Raw genomic sequence first — 21,547 nt, forward strand, 5'->3', positions numbered from 1 at the left:
GTTTTCGGTGTGAAGCGGTGGGAGTGCCATCCCGCCGCTTCATGTCCGGTCCATTCTTCGAAAGGAGACGAGAAAAAGAAACGAACGCGCCGTCTCTGTAAATTCCGTCACGAAGAGTCAAGGTTTGCAGCGCGTTGCGACACCGCCAGTCATCGCTTACGGACAAGGGTATGGATCCGTCTGCGCATATCGAACTTCCGTTGAGCGGATTGCGGATTGGGCATGCCCATGACCCTGTCGTTCGAACGGGCGTCACGGTCGTCGTTCCGGATCGGCCGGCTGTCTGTGCGGTCGATATTCGCGGCGGAGGCCCTGGCACGCGCGAGACCGATACGCTCGCCTTGGGCGGACTGATCGAAAGGGTTCATGCCATCGTTCTTGCGGGCGGATCCGTATACGGCTTGGCGGCCGCCGATGCCGTCTGTCGCGATCTCGGTGCACGGGGCATCGGCTTCGTAGCCGGGCCGCCGCCCGTGCCTGTCTCGCCGATCGTGCCCGCTGCCATTTTGTTCGATAATGCCAATGGCGGCGACAAAGACTGGGGTGCCGCACCTCCTTTTCGCGCGCTTGGCCATGACGCGCTGGATACCGCATCGCGCATGACAGGAGAGGGGTCGGTCGGTGCTGGTTACGGTGCGACGGCCGGTATCTACAGAGGTGGTTTTGGAATCGCATCGGAAACGGTCGGACAGGTGACCGTCTGTGCAATGATTGCAGCCAATCCTGTCGGCTCGCCCTTCCTACCGGGGACACGTGTCCCGCATGCCTGGATCTACGAGTGCGATAATGAGTTCGGCGGGATCCGCCCACCGGACGATTACCAATGGACGCCTCCGCAAGACACGAAGCTCGCGCGCTTCGCCCAAGCCGGCCGAAATACCGTCATCGGCGTTGTCGCCACCGATGCGGCTCTGTCACCATCCGATCTGAAACGCTTGGCAATCATGGCTCAAGACGGCTTGGCCCTATCCGTCCAGCCTTCGCACACGCCCTTGGACGGCGACACTCTTTTCGCCCTTTCGCTTGAGGTGAAGGAAATCGAAACCCCCGCTACTCTCTCCCTCCTCGGCGCTGCTGCAGCCCGAACAGTCGCCCGTGCCCTGACGAGAGGCGTGCTCGCCGCCGGATAGCATTCCCCAACGCTGAAGTTTGCTGATGATTGATTTCACAAAAGTGCCAACCGGAACTACAAGGCTCTGAAAGATAAGGGTTCTGGTTTCACTTCCATTACAAGGCAAACAAAAGCACGCACAACGTCTTGTAAATCACTCGATTGCCGGAGCACTTACATCAAGCGCACGCCCGGTTAGCCAAGATATGGCAATACATCGTTAAATGCTATGATCGTCATGCTGACATCGTTAAGACCGACATCACGATTACTGCCGTCGCAACGAACACAATTTTTGAATCTTGCTATTCATACATTACGGCGTTTAACTGCCGTCATGATGATGACACGCCGCAGGAAACTGTTTTTGTTGGTATCTGCCTTAGGTGGGTCCTTTGGGGCATCGAGTCTGTCTGCCTGTACCACTCGGGGCACGGCATTCTCCAAGACCGTCGACGACATTCCGGGTCTGGACCCGCTAGGTGGTTATGGCATCATTGCCGTCAGGAACGGCAAGCGCGTCCTCGAACGCGTCGGCGGGTTCGCCGGAGGTCTTGATGCGAGTGAGAACGCCCCCAAACGTCCCTTTACCGCAAATTCTCCCTTTCGCGTCGCATCCATTTCCAAGGTGACGGCACTGCTCACGGCCCATGCCCTTCACGATACAGGCCAACTCGATCTCGACGATGATATCGGCCGAGCCATAGGCTTGCCGCTCAGACATCCGGATCATCCGGATGTGCCCGTCACACTGCGCAAGGTCCTGTCGCACCGGTCGGGCATTTCCGACCCGGAGGTCTATTGGACGGAACCGTCCGGCGACATTCGCGAGCTGCTCTCGCCCGATATGTTCAAGGGCGGAAAGCCAGGGGAGAGTTTCGAATATGCCAATATCAATTACGGCATCGCTGCGACGGTGATGGAAGTCGAGACGGGTGAGCGTTTTGACGTTCTGACTAAGCGCTACGTCCTGGCGCCTCTGGGTCTGGACGCCGGTTTCAACTGGGCAGGTGTGAGCCAAGCAAAGCGCCGCAAAGGCGCGACGCTTTACCGCGAGGTGGACGGGGCGATGACAATCCAGACCGACGGCCCAAAGACGTTGAACGATAGCGGGCCCGTTCTCTATGGCGACGACCCCGACTTCACACTGAGCGGTTACAAGCCTGGCACGAATGGCACCTTGCTCTCTCCGCAAGGCGGTCTCCGCGCCAGTCTTGAAGACCTCCTGGTCATCGCCGAATCGCTCGCCAACCACCCTGAGTTACACCAAGCCGATTGGATCTACGATGGACACAACGGCGCGGCAGATAACGGTCACTTCGTCAGCTTTGGGCCTGGCCTTTATGTCTATCCGCCAGACCTATCGCCCATTCCGGGGCAGCTGATGGTCGGCCATCACGGGGAGGCTTACGGCATGTATGGCGGCATGTGGCATCTACCACAGATCGACGCGCAGATCGTTCACGCCGTGACCGCCACGCCCCAGCCGCCACGTCCGCAGCATGTCGGCCCGCCTGCGATTGCAGCCGAGAGCCGGATATTGCTCAACAGGGCCATGCCTGCCTTAGGGCTGAACTGAAGAGGCTCATGCCCTGTCGTTCATATCTAAAGCGGCCCGCAAACGATCAAGCTTGGCACCGTACTTCTTCCAACGACCGATCCCGTCGGCGTTCAAGGGACGACGCACCTGCACCGAACTGGCACTATCGACAGGCGCCGTGTTTTCGTGGAAGCGCAGGCAAGTTGCATTCCATGACAGATCGCAAAAGGCGAGTAGGCGGCGAGTCTGCTCTTCTTGATTAAATACAATATCCTCGTAGTTGATTTCCAGGAAACGATTTGTGGGTAGGTTGCTGCGCCAATGCGTCATCAACCGGTCGAACTGACGATAATACTGCGCCAAATCCTCAAGATCATAGGCATAATCGTGATCGCGATTATTCAAGGCGAAAAGCTGACGATAATTGGACAGGCAACTATCCATGGCGTTTCGACGAAGAACGATGATGCGAGCCTGCGGAAGCATGCGGTGAATCAGACCGGCATACAGGAAATTATGCGGGGTCTTGTCAATGACATGGGTCCGGGCCGCCGCCCGGTCGTGCCGTTGCGTCATGATATAGTCCGCTGCCTGATCAAGATGCGGCATCGAGGCCCGGAAGAGCGTCTCGCGCGTGGGCAGCATGCCGCCCGCTTGCATCGCCTGGCTTATCGCATCCGGAACGATATTCATTTCTCCTATTGAAACCACGTCTGGATGCGAGGACAGGATACGGTCGACCAAGGTTGTTCCGGTGCGCGGCAGACCCATGACGAAGACCGGCACTATATTCGTGTCCTGCGATTTGGGTATTGCAACAGGCTTGAAAGGGACACGGCATGACGCCTCGAAAATCCGGTCTCGGGCCTCGCGATCATGGGCGATCTGTCTGCGTTTGACCGTCTTGGCCTTTTCGAGCCAGTCGAAGCTTTCTTCGTATTGACCCAGATCTTCGAGCGTTTTGGCGATAGCATGGCCTAGTAGAAGGCGGCTGTCGGCGTCTGCCGCGCTGGTTTCGAAAAGCGATACCAACGTGTCGAGCTTATGATCATCCGCTGTCTGGGTGCGCAAACCGACGAGCGCATACCAGCCTTCGCAAAACTTCGGGTTTAGCGAAACCGCTTTCTCGTAGGCTGACGCCGCCTGATCGAAACGTCCGAGGAACTGCGCCGAAACCGCGAGATTGAAATGGAACCCTGCCCAATGCGGGTCGTGTTCCACGGCGCTCTCGAACAGAGGAAAGGCCAGGTCGTGCCGCCCTGCGCGGCTGTAGACCGACCCAATCAAATCGAGCAGAAAAGCATCGACAGTCCCGATGCCGACCGCGATATCGGCGCGGGATTCTGCCGCCGCCTTCTGGCCTGCCGTCATAAGCGCCTTGGCATGATAGGCTTGGAACCGCACATTGTCCGGAGCGTGTTCCGTCGCCTTCGCAAAAAGCTCGAGCGCCTTTTCGTCTTGTCCGGTCACGGATGCCAACTGACCGAGAAAAAAGAAAGCGAGCGGATTTCTTTCATTCTGCCTCAATGCGTCGACCGACCGGGCGTAGAGCGCTTGATGCTGGTTGGAAACCAATAGCTTCATGCCGGTATCGAAAGTGAGATCGGTCATCGGGCGCAGCTCGTGAAAAGTGTTTGCACTGCTTAACACATCGGACGCAGGCCGGGCAGACAAACTCTCCCAAGCGAGGGAATTCCTTGCAAAACCGTTCCCAAGACCTGCACTCTCCGGTAATAGAGCGGGAAAGGGGTATTATGGCTGAAAGCTTCGAGTTTCTGGACTGGTTGGTCATCGTCGCATACGCTGCCTTGCTGTTCGGAATGGGCTGGATGTTCTCCCGCAGAAAGGCCGAAAACTCCCGGGATTATTTCCTCGGCAAAACGGCGATGCCTTATTGGGTCGTGGCGATCTCGGTCCTTGCCACATCCCAGTCGGCGGCGACGTTTCTCGGCGGCCCGGACCAAGGTTACCGCAACGACTTCACCTATCTGTCGACCAATATCGGTACGCTGATCGCGGCTCTGATTGTGGCCCGGATCTTCATTCCAAAATTCTACGAACACCGCGTCACGACCGTCTATGAGCTGCTGTCCATCCGCTTCAATCCGGCGACCATGCGCGCCGCTGGCGGTATGTACCTTGTCGGGCGTGTCTTCGCGAGCGGGTCGAGACTGTTCCTCGCCGCGATCGCCGTGTCAATGATCCTGTTTTCCAATATTGAGGCGAGCAGCATCATTATCGCGGCCTTCCTGATGATGGCGCTAAGTTTCCTCATTACCTTTCTGGGCGGGATTAACTCGGTGATCTGGAGCGATCTGATCCAGTTTCTGATCTACACCATTGCCGCCCTCTGCGTTCTATATATTCTCTGGGTTTCCATCCCGGCCGATACGACCCAGATATCTGACGCGCTTCGTCAGACACCGAATGGGCAGAACAAACTCAAGCTCTTCGACTTCAGTCTGGATTTTTCCGCACCCTTCGCGATGATTTCCGTCATTACGGGCCTGACACTCCTTGGCATCGGCAGCTTCGGTCTCGATCAGGACATGACGCAACGGGTTTTGACCTGCAAAAATGCCAAGGAAGGCGCGCGTGCTCTGTTGATCTCGGCGGTCGTAGCCGTTCCCGTCATCTGGATCTTCATTTCTATCGGTTCGTTGCTCTACATTTTCTATGACCGCCCCGACCTTATGGGTGTGGGAAACGCAGCCCGCACGGAATTCGCCGGCGAGCGGATCACCATTTTCATGCACTATATTCTGAGCGAACTTCCTGCTGGAATGCGCGGACTGATCACCGTGGGAGTAATGGCTGCGGCCATTTCGACCATCAATTCCGGCCTGAACTCCATGTCGTCCGTCATTGTCGAGGATTTCTATCGGCCATGGCGGGAAGCCACGGGCCAGGTATCGGACAAGCAGTTCGTTAGGGCCGGTCAGATATCGATGGGGCTGGTCGGGCTGGCCTTATTCCTAATGGCGGTGCTGTGTTTCTACTGGCAAAGATATTCTGATACGCCGCTTCTGGATTTTGCCTTGTCCGTCATGGTGTTTTCCTATTCGGGACTTTTGGGTGTGTATTTCACCGTCGTGTTCACGCACCGCGGTTCTCCCACATCCGTAATGCTTGCCCTCGCCATAGGCTTTGTCGTGACGCTGTTGCAGCAAGCCTATATCGTCGATGTGCTCGGCCTGCCGGAGAGCTGGAAAAGCCTGGCCTTCTCCTGGAAGCTGTGCATCGGAACGGCTGTCGCCTTTTTGGTGTGTCTGGCTGGGAACGATAATCAATTGACCCGGAGAGCCACAGAATGAGACCATTATTCACATCGCGTTTGATCTGCATGACTCTGTTTGGGCTCGTGGCTTTGGCACCTGATCGGTTCGCTGCTGCGCAGACCTTTGCTGTTCCGCAAATCGAAACAGCCACGCCTCACATGGGTCCGGCGCAGATAGAATCGATTGCTAAAGACGCGCTGGCGGCCTTCGACACACCTGGCATGGCCATCGGCATCGTCCACAAAGGCAGCGTCCGCTTTTCAGGCGGGGTTGGTCGAAGCAATATCGTCAGCGGGAATGCTGTCACTGATCGGACCCTGTTCCGGGTCGCCTCCACGACGAAGGCCTTCACCGCCGCCGCGCTCGCCGTGTTGGTCGATGACAGCGTTCTGGACTGGGACGACAAGGTGATCGACTATCTGCCGGACTTCCGCATGTCCGACCCTTGGGTCACGCGTGAATTCACCATACGCGATCTGTTGACCCATCGCAGCGGCCTCGGTCTTGGTGCGGGAGACCTGATGCTGTGGCCGGAACCGTCGGGGTTTTCCCGCAAGGAATTGATCCACAATCTGCGTTATCTAAAACCGGTCAGCAGTTTCCGCAGCCAATATGCTTATGACAATCTGCTCTATATTGTCGCCGGTGAGGTCGCGGCGGCGGCCGCCGATATGTCGTGGGAAGCATTGGTCCAGTCCCGCATTCTCGACCCGCTCGGCATGGGCTGTTTCGCTGGGGACGTGCCGGCCGATTTGCACGACCGGACGGCGATCCCCTATGCCTTCATCGACGATGCTACGGTGGAAGTGACCCGGAACCGGATCGAGAACACGTCCAATATATCGGCCGCGGCTGGGGGTCTGGTCTGCAATGTCGAGGGTATGAACATCTGGATGCTGACGCAACTCTCGGGTGGCCTCGGACCCAACGGCACGCGTATCTTCAGCGAAGAGCAACGCGACGAAATGTGGACATCGCAGACGATTCTGCGCGTCGGCCAGACAGAGCGAGAACGCGACGGTACCCATTTCAAGACCTATGCGCTGGGCTGGCGCAAGGAAGACATGCATGGCTACGAATTGGTATCGCATACAGGCACCTTGTCTGGCTATCAGGCCTATGTTGCACTAGTGCCGGAACTAGAGCTGGGCGTCGTCATCTTGAATAACGGATCCAATTCCGGAGCCCGATCCTCTCTGATGCAGACTGTGCTGAAGGCGTATATGGGAGAGCCTTCAGTGGATTGGGTCAGCCGCTTGGCCGAGGCCCAGGCCCTCTGGCGGACGCAAAATGATATTGCGCCCGATGCGGTCAATGACAATGCGGCAGGCTCCGGTACGGTCGACCGACCGCTCGCCGACTATGCCGGTCTCTACGAGGACCCTTGGTTCGGCAAAGTCGATATCCGCCAGACCGGGAGAGGATTGCGGTTCCAATCGCGCAAGATGGTCAGGATGGCCGGTACACTAAGCCCGTTTGATATGAACACATTCATCGTGGAGTGGGACGATCCGGAGTTTCGCGCCGATGCCTATATGCGGTTTGACACGGATTTCGACGGCGAAATTTCTGGCGCGACCATGGCTCATGTCGATCCCAACGGGGATTGGAGTTTCAATTTCCGCGATCTAGCCTTTACTCGCATCGAGGATTGAACGGCCCTTTATTCTGGGAGCGAACCTCACCGCACTGTCTTGATCGAAAGAATACGATCAACATAAGAATCGGTCGCATTGAATTCGAGCGGCAGAATGGGCGTGACAGACACGCCGTTCAATGTTCCCGAATAAATTGTGCCGTCGGCACGACGGTACCGCATTCCGTGTACGTCGTGAATGGCGAAGGGTTCCCCGTCCGATTGACCTAAAATCATCAGCACATGTCCGGGAATATAAACCAGGTCGCCCGGCATCGCTTGTTCCAGTCGGCGGAGTTTTGCGGCCTCGGCCTCATTCGCCGTGTAGCGCTGATTCACTCCGATCTCGCTGTCACGCTGGTCGCCGGAATTGCGGGGCAGGGTAATTCCGAACGTCTTGTAGATCTCCAGCACGAAGCCCGTGCAGTCGCGCCCGTTGAAACGGTGCCCCCAACCATAACGCTCGCCCAGAAACTTGAAGCCTTGCCGAATGATGTTGTTCTGCGTGTAAGGCAGATACCCGACATGAACGTCCGCCTTGCGCTGGATGAGTGCATGTTTAAAGCCCAGCGATCCATCGGTCTCGCGTATCGGCAACAGGACCATGTGATGCAGATAGGGGTTTTGGCCGTACAGATTGTCCTGCAGCGATTCCGGGCGAGACAGGGGAACGCGAACTCCCATGTCGAGGGACAGTTCCGAAACGGCGGCGATCTCGGGATTGTAGACAGTCGACACCTTGTCGCCCGTGATCAGCAGAAAACCTTTCGCATCCACATAGTCGAAGACAGGACCGCGCGCGGCAATAGCGATGTCCGATAGCCGTACCCAGGCCGTATAGTTGTAGGATTGCACGAGCGCCCATTGCCCGTCGGCGCTTTCATGCAGGACTGCAACGGGATCGCCGGGGAACAGGATGGACTCCTGGAAACGTTCAATATCGCGGTCGGTCGCATCGTGGCTGAACAGCAAATCGTCTGTAGGATAGGTCCGGAGTGACGTCCGCGTCACGGCCAAGGCGAAGCGTACCGGGTTGTCATTCTGTATTGCCCCCAGATTCAACGCGTCTTCATAGCGGGCAAAATCGGCGTCCGTCACACTCGTGCCGTCCGTATAGATGCGCGGATAGCGTGGTATGCGACTGATCGAGCGGAGATGTTCGGTCAGGTCCGCACGCGACAAACGGTCCGGTATCGCCCGGACATCGTTCAACGTCGCTTCGCCGGCTACGTTTTTGCGGTTGAACGCCTCGATCTCGGTCTGCGTCATGATGACGGCGTCGCCACCCGGTTGCATCCAATAGCTCGGCGACAGGTGCTTTTCGCGAACGCCAATCACATTGGAGACAAAACCATCTTCGAAGCTCATATCACCCTCCGGTGTCGTCCACGTGCTGGCGCACCCCACGATTGTCACAGCCCCTATATAGATCGGTAAATGTCGTAGTTTCATCGTTGGCCTCACACGAGCAGGGACAGGATCTTACCAACCAGCAGTCCTCCGCCCGTGCCGATAACATATCCAAGCATGGCCATCAGAACACCGACCGGTATCAGGGCGCGGGAATAGGCCGCTGCAAGGATTGGTGCGGACGCCACACCGCCAATATTGGCTAAGGACGCAACACCGCAGGAAAACAGATCCAATCGGAAGATCTTAGCCACGACCACCATGATCAGACCATGCACCCCCAGAATGACGAAACCGGCCAGGATGAACAGAGGGGCTTGAGTCAATTCAGCAAAGTTGGCGCGCGAGGCGATCAGCGCCACGATCCCGTAGAGCAAGACATTCCCCAATTCGGCGGATCCGGCAATACGTTCCAGCCGTGTCATCGCGCCGATGATCCCCATGATGGTCACGATCAGGACGGTCCATGTAGTTCCCGACAGAAAATCGGAGACTGGAAGGAATGCGGCAAGAGACTGCGCCAAGGCCGATGCAGCGAGGCCCGCTCCGATCAGAAATGCCAGCGAGGCGGCATCGATCTCTTTGCCGCGGGTTTTCGGAGTGGCATCCAACTTCGCACTGATCCTGTCGATAAGATCCGTATTGCCCTTCGTCCACGCATTGAACTTCGGCGAAAGAGGAACGAAAGCGAGCAACAACATGACCCAGACGGCATAGTTGATCGAATCCATAAGGAGTGTGTAGCCCATGCTGGAGTCCGGAATGCTCAGCGCCCCCTGGATGGCGACCATGTTGGCCGTGCCGCCCATCCAGCTACCGCTGAGGGCTGCAAAAGTCATCCAGGCCGTTTCCGGCAGCCCGGGTCCGAAGATCAGGAAAGCCACGACGAACCCCAGACCGATGCTGACGCTCGCCGTCACGAAAGCCAGGATCATTTTGGGTCCGAGCCCCATGATCTGACGGATGTCACCATTAAGCAGCAAGAGGAAGATCATGGCCGGCAAGAGATTGCCTTTGATCGCACTATAGGCGGTGTTGACGCTATCCGTCTTGCTCCAAAGCCCGAAGGTCGAAAGCAGCATAACCACGAAATAGAGAATGACGATGCCAGGCAATATGCTGAAGAAACGGTACTTCCCAAATCCTTCCAGCGCTGCGATCATACCGCTGATCAGGAACAAAATGGCAAGGTAGCTGAAGCCGGATGTAATCATGGTCGAGCCCATTTTTCGCTAGAGCCCAGAATTGCCAGCGATTTCGTCTCGTCCGTCACTTTGCTCCAGTGGGGCTTATGGTATGATAGTGTGGTTACGATGCGCCTCCATGAGAGGCGATGTCGGATAATCCAGCAAGTCATCGAGCCTCTCGGTCCGGTATTTCTCGACCAATGCATAAAGGATTGCCACCGTTTCGATGGATGGCTGCCCCGTCAATTCTGACGGCCGGAAGTGAAGCTGGAAGGCTTGCAATACGTCTTGCGTCTGATCGTCCATCACACCAGTTTCCTCGACCTTGTAACCATAGGCACCCAGCGCTTTTTGAACATAAACCATGGGAACAGGGTCGTTCACAAAGTGGTTCCAGTATTTAACGGCTGTCGCATCGTCGAACCAAGCACCGTAACCCAATTTGTAAAGACGTTGCCATGGAAAGCGCGGGCCTGGGTCGACCTTCCGGTCCGGAGCGATATCTGAATGAGCGACAATATTCGTCGCTGTGATTTGCGGGTTGCGAGACAGGATATCATCAATCAGTTCGACCAAGGCCGCAATCTGCGTCTCCGGGAAATCCGGATAGAAACAGAATCGCTTCACGGGCGGAATGATGGCTGGCTCGGCCATCTCGGTCTGATCTGATGCTGCATAAGGCATGTCGGGCGTCACGGGCTGTGTCGGCACTAAACGCGTTGCAGGCTGTGTGTCGGGTTTTACGCAATAGGTTTGGTTGACGACTTCGATTCCAATCGAACTGTCGTTAAGCGCTTCCTTGCCGGCCCAGTAGCTTCGCCCGGCATGCCAGGCGCGTTTGTCCTCTGGCACGAGCCGATAGACATGCAACGCCTCTTCCGGATAGGTCTCGTCACTGGGATCGGGCAGCAGATAATGAGAGCTGACGGGATTCGACGAAGGCTTGGTCAGAACATGCAAGGAATCTTCGAAATTGGACGTCGTATGGTGAATGACCAATATGCTGATGTCATCTTTTCGCTCGTTGAAATTTTCGGACGGTACGATCTTCATCGTATTGCAAGCTGTCAGTAACGGAGCCAAAAGCAAGCTTACAAAGACTATCCGAAGAAATCCCTTATATCTAAGCGTATCGCAGTTCGACATTTGTGAAACTCCATCTTCCGAGCAAGTATAAGCGCTATCATCGCAAAACTCGCCTTGGATGAGAGTATATAAGACCAGAGCGAATGAAAAGTAATAACTGGTAGCTAAGTGGCATTGTCTAAGGTTGCGCTCATGAATGATTTTCATCTATAATCGACAAAATCTGCCTAATTGGTATTTGACTTACATGGAATCATGACATTATCAATCAAGTTGTATTCGCATGTTTACCGTATGCGGCGACAGGGGAGATTGTTGAATGTCGAAAAGCGCGCGCACATCACTTAAATCGTTCTACAAGTACAACCGGATTTTGACGAGCTTGATCGTCGCCACGACAGTGAGTGCTATGGGCTCGACTGCTTATGCCCAGCAGTCCGGTTCCGTAACGGGCATCGTGACCGAAGATGGTGGACTCGTCGTTCCTGGCGTAACGATCGAAGCTCGAAGCCCCGTTCTTCCAGGCATACGGACGGCCGTGACGGATGATAACGGGCGCTACCAACTGCCGCTTCTGCCTCCCGGCGAATATGAATTCACATTCATCGACCCTAACGGTTCGATTACACGGCGCTCAGCCTCGGTTCTGCTTCAGCAAAGAAGGGATCTGGATATCGTCTTGGGAGGCGGGGACGAGATCATTGTCGTCGGACAGAGAATTGAGTTAGAAACAGGTAGTGGCTCCCTGAAGAATTCGATCACTAACGACATCATCACCGGCGTACCGGTCGGTCAGCAATATCGAGACCTTCAAAAGCTGATCCCTGGCGTCCAATATAGCGAAGACGAGATCCGCGGTCCAAGTGCGGGCGGCAGTGGTCAGGACAATGTCTATCAATTCGACGGCGTTGACGTGTCTCTCCCTTTGTTCGGCAATCTTTCGGCGGAGCCCTCCACGCACGACATCGATCAGGTCACGATCGTTCGCGGTGGGGCGACAGCAAAAGGGTTTAACCGTGCGGGCGGCTTTAAGATCAACACGATCTCCAAGCGCGGCACGGATGAATTCAAGGGCGAAGTCGGCTATCAGGTCCAGACGGCCGGCATGACATCGCAGCGCAAGAACGTTACGAATAGTGACTTCGATGAAGACAGAAGCTGGATCACCGCTAATATTGGCGGGCCGGTCCTGAAGGAGAAATTGTATTTCTACGGCTCTTATTTTCGTCCTACCATCAATCGTGTGAGCGCGAGCAATGCGTTGGGCGATGTGCCGGATTTCGAAAGCACCCGCGACGAATACTTCGGCAAGTTGACTTTCGCCCCCATATCCAACCTGACACTCGATGCAAGCTATCGGACATCAGACCGGGAAGACATTAATGCTAGTATCGGCGCGTTTGATTCCCCGACGACATCGGAAGGGGCCACGTCGTCTCAGGATATCGCGATCGCCGAAGTCTCCTGGATCATCGATAATGAAAGTGCGTTCAACTTCCGCTTCAACGATTATGCGCTCAAGACATCCAGTCGGCCGGATACGATTTTCAGCGTTACTCCTGTCGAAGGCCAAGCATTGGATATCAATGCTTTAAATACGCTCGGTTTTTTCAGGGTTCCGACATTGCGCGACGGGACGACAGCTGAAGACTTAGCGTTTAACGCCTTCGCGCAACCAGTCATTACGCAATATGGCGTGGCAGGAAGCGGGCTGGGTGGAGCAACGACAATCGATGACATTGACTTCTTCCGCACAAGTTTCGAAGCAAGCTATAGCAGAAACTTCTCGATCGGAGGAATGAACCACGAGATCCATATCGGCTATCAGCATATGGAAATCAAAGAAGTCTTGGAGCGATCTTCCAACGGGTTCGGCTTCATCAGCGTTCCAGGCGGAACGACGACGACGGCGGACGGCACTCCGATATTCTATCAGGCAAGATTGACACAGCCTGCGCCGGGCGGTGCGGGTCAGACGCTCACATCGTCTTCGATCCTGCAAAGCTTCGAGATCAACGACACGATCGAGACGGGCCGATGGACGATCAATGTCGGCGCATTGATCAGCAAGGACATTCTCTATGGCCAAGGCTTGGCCAATGACTCCAGCACGTTGTCTGGCTTTGTTCTCTCTCCAGGCACAAAGTACAAAATGTATACGACCGACTGGGGCAAGATGATCCAGCCGCGTTTGGGAGTGAATTACGACTTTTCCGACACAGTCGAGCTTTACGCCAATTATGCACGCTACAACCCCTCTGCATCGTCCTTGGCGCGTGCCGCATCCTGGGACCGCAGGGTCCTGAGCAAGCGCACAGATTTCAACTACGATGCCAACGGCAACTTCTTGAACACCGAAGATGTGGGCAGTTCATCCGGCAAGCTGTTCGTGCCCGACATGGATCCACGTTATATCAACGAATATCTTGTGGGGGTGAACAAGCAGTTCACCGACAATCTGAACATCCGTCTTCATGCACGCCATCGTGAAGCCGGGAATTTCTGGGAAGATACCAATAATGACGCTCGCCTGATTGCGAATGCCCCAGCCGACATCCAGGCGCTTGGACTATACATACCGAATTTGGACGAACAACGCCTTCAAATCGGCAACGGGGTCAGCAGCGGGTCATCCTACGTCGTCGCGACCTTGGACAATTCCTTCACCAAATATTACGAAGTTGGACTGGAAGGCTCATATACAGGCGACGATTTCTCGCTGACCGGCTCCTATGTCTGGTCCAGATATCGGGGAAATTTCGACCAAGACAATACAAGCGGCAATAATGACCAGAACATATTCATCGGATCGTCCAATCTTGCCGATGGCCCTGGTCGTCAATTATGGGACTTGAAGGAGGGGACGCTCGCAGGCGACCGTCCACATCAATTCAAGGTTTACGGCGTCTATAATCTGCCATGGGATGCGAGTGTCGGCGGCTTTGCCGTATTCCAGTCAGGCCAGCCTTGGGAAACCTGGGACTTTCGTCCTTATAGCGCGCTCACACGCAGCCAGAGCACGACGATCCGTTTCAGCGAACCCGCAGGATCGAACCGCAGCGACAGTCACTTCCAAGCTGACTTGAACTACACCCAAAACATCCGCGTGTTTGGGGACTATTCGGTGCAACTTCGCGCCGATCTCTTCAATATCTTCAACAGCCAGACGGGATACAACATTCAGCCCCGTTTCAACGCGCCCAATTTCGGAGAACCGCTGAGACAGTTCAGGCCACGACGACTGCAATTGGGCGTAAAAGCCAAATTCTAGACCAGACTACATCGTGACCTCATATCGCCGGCCCGGAAACGGGCCGAGGCTTTGCTTATCATGGTCGTGCTATGAAACGGTATGGGCTGGGAATATATGAGATAGAGCGTGCCCCGTCTTCCGATCGCGGCAATTCCGAAGCCAACGCAAATAGTGCTACTTGTTCCAGCGACAAGCCGACTTCCGCAATGTCATGTTCATAGGCGGCACAAATCGAATTGAATCTCTATTGCGACAACTTACTTATTCCTAGGCCTCAACACACGATTGCCGATGACGACTCCTTGTGATCAGTCACGCATGCTTTTGAGTTTGCCCCATCGGCATCGATGTCTAGAAAATACGCTTGAGCGTTTCTCGCTGCAGGCTGCCGCGATAAAGGTTGAATAGACGCTGCCAACGAATGGCATTATCATAAGTCCAGCCTTATAGTGTGGAAGAGCGGAAATGTAGATGATCGGCAATACTGGTATTGTATTGGTGGCAAAACTAGTGTCATTTAAAACCTTCCATGTTCAACATCGACAGCGATCAGACTCGAATGTATCAGGAAGCTGGCGAAGCTTCGATAAAGGTACAGAACCAGCTCATCGAAAACGCATCCTTGATCGGTCGGCTTGGCCGCCATTTTTTCCGTAATGACCTTAAACTTGTGATGATTTGCGGCAGAGGCAGCTCATCTCATGCCGGCGTCTATGCACGTTATCTCATCGAGACTCGTACGGGTTTGCCGGTCCTTGCGGTGGCCCCGTCTGTAAGTTCTGTTTTCGCCGTGTCGCAAGCGCTTGAAAATACGTTGTTCCTTGCCATCTCACAATCAGGACAGAGCCCGGATATTCTGTCAGCCACAGCTGCGGCCAAACGCGGAGGCGCGTTCGTCGTATCCATAATCAATGATGAAAACTCTCCGCTGGTTGCCTTGTCTGATGAAGTCATTCCGATCAGAGCTGGTCCCGAAGTGAGCGTAGCCGCCACGAAAACGTTCATCTGCACTATGTCTGCCATTGCACACATGGTTGCCGAATGGGCGCAGGTAAAAACGCTGCTCGGCGCGCTTCCTGCTCTGCCCGATCAATTGTCACAAGCCTTCCAGACCTCATGGAACGACGCCATTGCACCTTTGGAACGAGTTCCATCACTCCTGACGGTTAGTCGTGGGCTGGCTATGGGCGTTGTCAAAGAGGCTGCCCTCAAATTCAAGGAAACCTGCTCTCTTCATGCCGAAGCTTTCAGTGCGGCGGAAGTCAGGCACGGACCCATGGCATTGGTCAAAGGCGATTATCCCGTAATAATTTTTGTGACCGGAGATGAAACTCAGACCAGTATCGATGCTGTCGCACGGGATTTTACATCCCGTTCCTCGAAAATTTTCTCGATCGGCAACTCTTATGAGGGAGCGGTGCAGCTTCGTTCAATCGGCGATGTTATTCCGGAGTTGATGCCGATGACCACGATCCAGACCTTCTATCGTTTCGTTAACGAATTATCCGTTTGCCGGGGGCTTAACCCCGATGCTCCTCAATATCTCAGCAAGATCACAGAGACTCTGTAGTGCTGACTGCCTTAACCAATGCGAGGGTGATGACGCCCGAAGGGTTAAAGGACGAATGCACGGTCGTCATTGATCAAGGGCGGATCGTCGATGTAGGAGCGGCGCTTGTGCTGGAGACGGCCGGGACGACGGTGCAAGATATAGAAGGCGCGCTTTTACTGCCAGGCTTCATAGACTTGCAGGTCAACGGTGGTGGCGGTGTTCTATTCAATAATGACCCCAGCGTCGCGGGGATCAAGGAGATCGGCCGGGCGCACCGCGCTTTCGGAACAACGGGTTTTCTTCCAACGCTCATCAGCGACGATCTGGAGCTGATGGCCGAAGCCATTGCCGCTGTCGACGCGGCTATTTCCGAGCAAGTCCCCGGCGTTCTCGGTATTCACTTGGAAGGACCTTTTCTAAACGCAGACAGAAAAGGCGTTCATGACGCATCGAAATTCAAAACGATTGGTGATGACGAGATTGATCTCCTGTCAAGTCTGAAGCACGGCAAAACGCTCGTGACGTTGGCTCCAGAAATGACGACACTCGACACCATCAAATGCCTAAGAGATCGCGGGGTCGTCATTGCTGCCGGTCACACAGAGGCTGATTACAATGATGCCCTCGAGGCTATGGATGCAGGCCTTAAGGGTTTCACTCATCTCTTTAACGCCATGGCTCCGTTGCAGAGTCGGAAACCCGGCATCATCTCCGCCGCTTTGGAAGATGCGCGCGCTTGGTGCGGGATTATCGTCGATGGCTATCACGTTCATCCCGCCATGCTGAGACTGGCGATCAGAGCGAAAACCGAAGATCAAATATCTCTGGTCACAGATGCGATGCCTTGTGTCGGCACGACCGACAGGCGGTTTTCCCTGGGCGAAATGGATATAAGTGTCACGGACGGAAAATGCGTCACACAGTCGGGCGTTCTGGCAGGGTCGAACCTGAACATGATGCGTGCCGTTATCAATGCGGCGGACTGGCTAGATGTTACATTCGACCGGGCCGTGCGCATGGCGAGCGCCGTTCCCGCCCGTTTCCTTGGACTAGGTGAACAGATGGGTGAAATAAAAGCGGGCCGGCAAGCCAATCTGATCCTCGTCGATGACAGCTACAAGATCGTTGACAGTTGGATCAACGGATGCCTAACTTCCTTTAGCGATGTTGAAACTCCCTAGCTCAACTGGTCATTTCCAAGATCCATGACGATGTCGTACCGATCACCTCGATAGGCCGAACGAGTCAATTCCACGGGCGTACCGTCTTTCAGGAAAGACCGCCGCTCGATCCGTAGAACCTCGCTGAATTCCCTTACGGACAGAAGCCCGGCCTCGGTGGGATTGGCAAGCGAGGCCTTAACCCTTTGCGTGCCTTGGACCGGACGATTTCCTCGACTTTCCAAGGCATGATACAGCGACTCGTCGATTTCATCGATGCTAGGCAATAGCCGCGCTGGAACGACGGCATGTTCGATGGCGACGGGTTCGTTTTCGAACTGCCGGACACGTCCGAGACGAACGACCTTGTCTGTTTCCGATATTTGCAAGATCGTGGCTTCGTCGGCGGTCGGCATGCCGTAGGCCTTCACGATCCAGATCGCTTGGGATTTGTGACCTTTTGTCTCGGCATTGCTGGTGAAGCCCTTCAGACTTGACCCCAAATGCTCGACCTGCGGCAGGACGAAAGTCCCGGCGCCATGTTTGCGCTTGACGACCTTGTCCGCCTCCAGAACGCCAAGCGCTCGTCGTATCGTTACGCGCGATACCCCTGTGGTTTGACACAGTTCGCGTTCGGAGGGGAGGGCCTCGCCCGCCTCGATCTCGTTATTCTCAATGCAGACGCGGATCTTCTTGGCGATTTGCATGTAGTGCGGTGTGGAGACGGACTTGTCGGGGCCGATATCAGTCAGACGCATTCGGCAACCCTTCAAAGATGATCGTGGTAGATCCTCTTGGTGCGACATTACAAATCATGCCGCATCATTCTAGTGAGGAATATCGCACAATCGACTTTCGACCAGAAGTAAATCCATGCGAGTGTGCTACGAAGATACGTAACCTTGCATATCGGATAAGGCCTGCCGCAAATTTCCACCCGCTTGTTTCAGTATTGTTTCGCTATCCGTCACGCTGGCGCCGAAACAGACTAATATAGCCGCCTTGATGTCATTGTCCGTTTCCATGAGCGCCGCACGCGCCGCATCTGCCGAGCATGTCGCGATTTCGCTCACCATGTTCACGGCGCGCGCTTCGAGCTTGGTATTGGATATGATCATATCAACCATGAAGCCATTATAGACGCGGCCGAGGCAGGTCATAATGGTGGTCGACAACATATTCAGAACGGCTTTCTGCGCAGTCCCGGCCTTCATGCGCGTCGACCCAGCAATGATTTCGCTACCGGTTTCGACAAGGACGGGATAGTCGGCCTCCGTCAATATGGGAGTTCCAACATTGTTGGCAATGCCGATCGTCATTGCGCCACGAGCCTTCGCCTCTTTCAAAGCACCCAGCGTAAAAGGTGTGTGCCCGCTGGCCGCGACACAAAATACGACATCGTCAGGATATATATCGACATCCTGGATTGCGTTCCGGCCGTCTTCTGTCGAGTCTTCGGCGCCTTCGGCGCTTTTCATCAGCGCTTCCGTGCCGCCTGCCATGCAGAAAACAAGCCGGTCAAAGGACCAGCCAAAGGTCGGACCAAGCTCGGATCCGTCCAGAACCGCCAAGCGCCCGGACGTACCAGCACCGACATAGACCAAACGTCCTTTGTCTCCCAGTCTGAGCGCAGCCGCTTCCGCTGCTTTGGCAACGTCGTCCAGAGCCGACTGAACGGCGGCGACGGCGTCCACTTGTCCGTCATACATGGCCTGAACGGCCTCGCGGACGGGCCATATGTCCAGATCAACATATTTACGGCTCGTCTCTTCAGTCATTGGGGGTCCGTGAACTATGAGAAAATAGACTAGTCTCAGCTATGATCGTGTCAATATGTGCCCTTCACTGGTAAAGACGATACCGCTCTCTCACCACACGGAACTCCTTCAGATCCTGTTGGCAAGTCGTCCGGATTTCATGCTCTTCCAGACCCATCTTTATCTGCGCCATGAGCGCATCGTTCCTGGCCAGTTTGTTGAAGAAATTGTTCGGAAAAAACCGGTCATCTTCGGAAAGCGCCGCATGGAAATCGATCAGCCAGCGCAACGTCAACCGGAGGCCTGCTGGATCCGCTTCGAAATCGAACGCTGACGTCCTGGATGTCGAATAAGATGATATCCACATCGTCAAGGTGCGCGGATGTCGGTTTCTTGTTCTGTCCGTAGAGAGAATATATCGGCAAACCAGTCCGCGCATCAACGCTATAATTGATATTCGTGCCCGCATCGCTTGTTCCGCGGAATCCATGCTCGGGCGCGAAAAAACTTGCGGACCGAAATATTTGCGTCAAGTGGCGCATCGACGAGATGTTATATCTCCGGTCATGGAGGTTTAATTGGCAACCACGGAGACGGATCGATCTTTAGGCAGAGGTCGAAAAGTTCTGAACTACCCGCCCCGACCTTCAGCGTGCCGGGTTGCAGCACGACATCGACTGCAGACTGGCAGCATATGAAGAGACACAGACCAAAATATGCCAACAAATTGAAAACATTCATCGGTCTTGGGTTTACAGGACACATGATTATAACGTTGATGGCTCGAGCAAGACAGACCTTTGGTGCATTTCGCAAGCCTCTGGACCATAGACTTTGTAGAAGCCCATTCTGACTGGAGAATGTTGAAGTTGTACATCAGAAAGGGTGCTTAGGCTGTCTGAAAATGCCCGTAATTGTCAAGATTTGGCTTTACACGCTCCATGTCTCTGCCATTGATTTTGCTTAACGAGGAGTGCGGATCATGGAAGTTGAACGAAGACATCTATTGGCGTTGTCCGCCTCGTTGACCCTCGCCGGTATGGTCGGAAACGCGGTTCCGGCGTTTTCGCAGACCACCGGTTTTTCGAAGATAAAACCGCCGCGCCTTAAGGCAGGGGATGTGGTCGGCTTGGTCTCTCCCGCCAGCAAAAGCCTGGAGCGCTTTGAATACCAGATCTCTGAAGAGGTCGTGACGGCATTGGGTCTTGTGCCTCGGCGCGGTCGATATGTCGGTGAGGACTTTGGATATTTCGCTGCGCAGGACAAAGAGCGGGCCTCGGACATCAACACTATGTTTGCGGATGAATCGGTTAAGGCCATCATGGCCGTGCGTGGCGGCTGGGGCTCTGCGCGGATACTGCCCTTTCTCGATTACGATCTGATACGGGCCAATCCAAAACCGCTTATCGGGTATAGCGACATCACCGCCCTGCATCTGGCACTACAGGCGAAAACGGGACTTGTCAGCTTTCACGGACCGAATGCCGCCAGTGCCTGGGGCAAAAGGACGTTGGAATATTTTCATCCTCTGCTCTTTGGCGGCGCAATGCCGACTTACACCAATCCCGTTCTCGATAGTGATCGCCTTGTCCAGCGCAAATGGCGCACGCAGACGATTACTGGAGGTACGGCAAGGGGCTATCTCGTCGGCGGGAACCTAACCGTTATGACGGCTTTGGTCGGAACACCCTATATGCCTGATACGGATGGTGGCATTCTATTTTTGGAAGATATTGGCGAGGCTGAATATCGTGTCGACCGGATGCTGACGCAACTGGGACAAGCGGGCCTGTTAAGTGGTTTGAAGGGTATTGTGTTTGGCCAATGCACCGACTGTAAGACGTCAAATGGGAGTGGGTTCGAGCTGGCCGAAATCCTAAGTCAGCACTTCAAACCGCTCGGTATACCGGTTTTCCACGGCGCATTTTTTGGCCATATGGCCGACCAGTTTACCGTGCCTCTCGGCATCAGGGCAGAGCTTAATGCCGATAATGGAACACTTCGCTTATTGGAAGCCGCAGTGAGTTATTTATAGCGCATGTATAGAATAAAAAAGGTTTTCTGTGACGATCACAACTGTAATCTAAGGCGTCTTCTGCTTCTATACGACTGTAGATATGTAAAAATTAGAAGTTTTAGTCTTACCGGTATTAAAATCAATTGTGTGAGGGCGTAATTGAATGTGCCGGATTTAATGCAAGTGCCCACCACGATTCTGAAGGTTTTGGTTCAGGCTTTGCATCTCGGCCACGTTGCACCGCTCTAATATTACATGATCTGTCGTACAAATGTCATGTAATCTAAGGACGTTGTAGGCTGGACAAGGAAAACGCAGGTTTTCCAATACCTTGAGTGTGCGTGTTAAGGGTATTATGGCGCACCGGGGATGGGCGGCCCCAAGGCTATATTTTCTATGTATTTCAATATCCTATAAGGTGCATGGTTGTCAACGCACCCTTGGTTTCAACTGCTTTCCACCCCCCAGCGCTTTCGCGCCGATCTGGCGCAGAACTAGCGCGCCAGACCCGCCAAGCCAGAGGCTATTCGTAGCTTAAGCGTTAAGCGAATAGCCTGCCC

Annotated in this window: 15 protein-coding genes and 1 pseudogene; 8 read left to right on the forward strand and 8 right to left on the reverse strand. The window is 54.7% G+C overall.

The genetic code is table 11. The annotated features are described in order from the left end of the window. Positions 1-170 precede the first annotated feature (170 nt). Entirely contained in the window at positions 171-1,130 is a 960-nt protein-coding gene (locus Q0718_RS11370; RefSeq protein WP_298917894.1) for a P1 family peptidase, read from the forward strand. A 210-nt stretch (positions 1,131-1,340) separates the two neighbouring features. Then, positions 1,341-2,690 (forward strand): serine hydrolase domain-containing protein, encoded by a 1,350-nt coding sequence (locus tag Q0718_RS11375; protein ID WP_298917897.1) that lies wholly within the window; start codon positions 1,341-1,343, stop codon positions 2,688-2,690. A 6-nt stretch (positions 2,691-2,696) separates the two neighbouring features. Here Q0718_RS11375 and Q0718_RS11380 read toward each other — a convergent pair whose 3' ends face one another. Further along, positions 2,697-4,262: a tetratricopeptide repeat-containing sulfotransferase family protein gene (locus Q0718_RS11380; RefSeq protein ID WP_298917900.1), complete on the reverse strand. Its 1,566-nt coding sequence runs from the start codon at positions 4,260-4,262 to the stop codon at positions 2,697-2,699. A 143-nt stretch (positions 4,263-4,405) separates the two neighbouring features. Between Q0718_RS11380 and Q0718_RS11385 the strand changes: the two genes are divergently transcribed. Beyond that, positions 4,406-5,965 carry a sodium:solute symporter gene (locus Q0718_RS11385; protein WP_298917903.1) on the forward strand — a complete coding sequence of 520 codons (1,560 nt, stop codon included), beginning with the start codon at positions 4,406-4,408 and terminating at the stop codon, positions 5,963-5,965. Between the two features lie 122 nt (positions 5,966-6,087). Further along, entirely contained in the window at positions 6,088-7,584 is a 1,497-nt protein-coding gene (locus Q0718_RS11390) for a serine hydrolase (protein WP_298917905.1), read from the forward strand. Positions 7,585-7,610: 26 nt separating this feature from the next. Here the strand turns inward: Q0718_RS11390 and Q0718_RS11395 are convergent, their stop codons facing one another. The 3 genes from Q0718_RS11395 to Q0718_RS11405 form a co-directional block, all read right to left on the reverse strand. Next, positions 7,611-9,029, reverse strand: a complete 1,419-nt coding sequence (locus tag Q0718_RS11395; protein WP_298917908.1) for an SH3 domain-containing protein — start codon at positions 9,027-9,029, stop codon at positions 7,611-7,613. Next, positions 9,026-10,189, reverse strand: a complete 1,164-nt coding sequence (locus tag Q0718_RS11400) for a DUF819 family protein (RefSeq protein ID WP_298917912.1) — start codon at positions 10,187-10,189, stop codon at positions 9,026-9,028. Before Q0718_RS11400 ends, Q0718_RS11395 begins: the two co-directional genes overlap by 4 nt. A 75-nt stretch (positions 10,190-10,264) precedes the next feature. Continuing rightward, complete coding sequence (locus tag Q0718_RS11405) at positions 10,265-11,215, reverse strand: N-acetylmuramoyl-L-alanine amidase (RefSeq protein ID WP_298917915.1); 951 nt, start codon at positions 11,213-11,215, stop codon at positions 10,265-10,267. Positions 11,216-11,567: 352 nt separating this feature from the next. On the opposite strand from Q0718_RS11405, the gene Q0718_RS11410 reads away from it, so the two are divergent. From Q0718_RS11410 to nagA, 3 genes are all read left to right on the forward strand, one after another. Next, entirely contained in the window at positions 11,568-14,519 is a 2,952-nt protein-coding gene (locus tag Q0718_RS11410) for a TonB-dependent receptor (RefSeq protein ID WP_298917917.1), read from the forward strand. Positions 14,520-15,030: 511 nt separating this feature from the next. Continuing rightward, on the forward strand, positions 15,031-16,071 hold the full coding sequence (locus tag Q0718_RS11415) for an SIS domain-containing protein (protein ID WP_298917919.1): 1,041 nt from the start codon (positions 15,031-15,033) through the stop codon (positions 16,069-16,071). Continuing rightward, on the forward strand, positions 16,071-17,234 hold the full coding sequence (gene nagA / locus Q0718_RS11420; protein WP_298917921.1) for an N-acetylglucosamine-6-phosphate deacetylase: 1,164 nt from the start codon (positions 16,071-16,073) through the stop codon (positions 17,232-17,234). Before Q0718_RS11415 ends, nagA begins: the two co-directional genes overlap by 1 nt. Here the strand turns inward: nagA and Q0718_RS11425 are convergent. The 4 genes and pseudogenes from Q0718_RS11425 to Q0718_RS13730 all read right to left on the reverse strand — a co-directional run. Next, the gene (locus Q0718_RS11425) at positions 17,231-17,971 is read right to left on the reverse strand and encodes a GntR family transcriptional regulator (RefSeq protein ID WP_298917923.1); all 741 of its coding nucleotides are present in this window, start codon (positions 17,969-17,971) and stop codon (positions 17,231-17,233) included. The two genes, nagA and Q0718_RS11425, sit on opposite strands and share 4 nt — an antisense overlap. A 126-nt stretch (positions 17,972-18,097) precedes the next feature. Then, the gene (locus Q0718_RS11430; protein WP_298917927.1) at positions 18,098-18,991 is read right to left on the reverse strand and encodes an N-acetylmuramic acid 6-phosphate etherase; all 894 of its coding nucleotides are present in this window, start codon (positions 18,989-18,991) and stop codon (positions 18,098-18,100) included. A 64-nt stretch (positions 18,992-19,055) separates the two neighbouring features. Further along, positions 19,056-19,337 carry a hypothetical protein gene (locus tag Q0718_RS13725; protein WP_366523882.1) on the reverse strand — a complete coding sequence of 94 codons (282 nt, stop codon included), beginning with the start codon at positions 19,335-19,337 and terminating at the stop codon, positions 19,056-19,058. Beyond that, a pseudogene (locus Q0718_RS13730) lies at positions 19,291-19,473 on the reverse strand (exo-beta-N-acetylmuramidase NamZ domain-containing protein); the annotation flags it as partial. The pseudogene Q0718_RS13730 and the gene Q0718_RS13725, both read right to left, overlap by 47 nt. Before the next feature lie 479 nt (positions 19,474-19,952). Here Q0718_RS13730 and Q0718_RS11440 point away from each other — a divergent pair. Next, complete coding sequence (locus tag Q0718_RS11440; protein ID WP_298917931.1) at positions 19,953-21,005, forward strand: LD-carboxypeptidase; 1,053 nt, start codon at positions 19,953-19,955, stop codon at positions 21,003-21,005. Positions 21,006-21,547 lie beyond the last annotated feature (542 nt).

The organism is uncultured Algimonas sp. (assembly GCF_947498175.1).
In the GTDB taxonomy this organism is placed as follows: Bacteria; Pseudomonadota; Alphaproteobacteria; order Caulobacterales; family Maricaulaceae; genus Litorimonas.

What these genes read in the sequence shown, in the direction of transcription:
- Q0718_RS11370 (WP_298917894.1), top strand. Translation starts at nt 171, where the DNA reads ATGGATCCGTCTGCGCATATCGAACTTCCGTTGAGCGGATTGCGGATT.
- Q0718_RS11375 (WP_298917897.1), top strand. Translation starts at nt 1,341, where the DNA reads ATGATCGTCATGCTGACATCGTTAAGACCGACATCACGATTACTGCCG.
- Q0718_RS11380 (WP_298917900.1), bottom strand. Translation starts at nt 4,262, where the DNA reads ATGACCGATCTCACTTTCGATACCGGCATGAAGCTATTGGTTTCCAAC.
- Q0718_RS11385 (WP_298917903.1), top strand. Translation starts at nt 4,406, where the DNA reads ATGGCTGAAAGCTTCGAGTTTCTGGACTGGTTGGTCATCGTCGCATAC.
- Q0718_RS11390 (WP_298917905.1), top strand. Translation starts at nt 6,088, where the DNA reads ATGGGTCCGGCGCAGATAGAATCGATTGCTAAAGACGCGCTGGCGGCC.
- Q0718_RS11400 (WP_298917912.1), bottom strand. Translation starts at nt 10,189, where the DNA reads ATGATTACATCCGGCTTCAGCTACCTTGCCATTTTGTTCCTGATCAGC.
- Q0718_RS11405 (WP_298917915.1), bottom strand. Translation starts at nt 11,215, where the DNA reads ATGAAGATCGTACCGTCCGAAAATTTCAACGAGCGAAAAGATGACATC.
- Q0718_RS11410 (WP_298917917.1), top strand. Translation starts at nt 11,568, where the DNA reads ATGTCGAAAAGCGCGCGCACATCACTTAAATCGTTCTACAAGTACAAC.
- Q0718_RS11415 (WP_298917919.1), top strand. Translation starts at nt 15,031, where the DNA reads ATGTTCAACATCGACAGCGATCAGACTCGAATGTATCAGGAAGCTGGC.
- Q0718_RS11425 (WP_298917923.1), bottom strand. Translation starts at nt 17,971, where the DNA reads ATGCGTCTGACTGATATCGGCCCCGACAAGTCCGTCTCCACACCGCAC.
- Q0718_RS11430 (WP_298917927.1), bottom strand. Translation starts at nt 18,991, where the DNA reads ATGACTGAAGAGACGAGCCGTAAATATGTTGATCTGGACATATGGCCC.
- Q0718_RS13725 (WP_366523882.1), bottom strand. Translation starts at nt 19,337, where the DNA reads ATGTGGATATCATCTTATTCGACATCCAGGACGTCAGCGTTCGATTTC.
- Q0718_RS11440 (WP_298917931.1), top strand. Translation starts at nt 19,953, where the DNA reads ATGGAAGTTGAACGAAGACATCTATTGGCGTTGTCCGCCTCGTTGACC.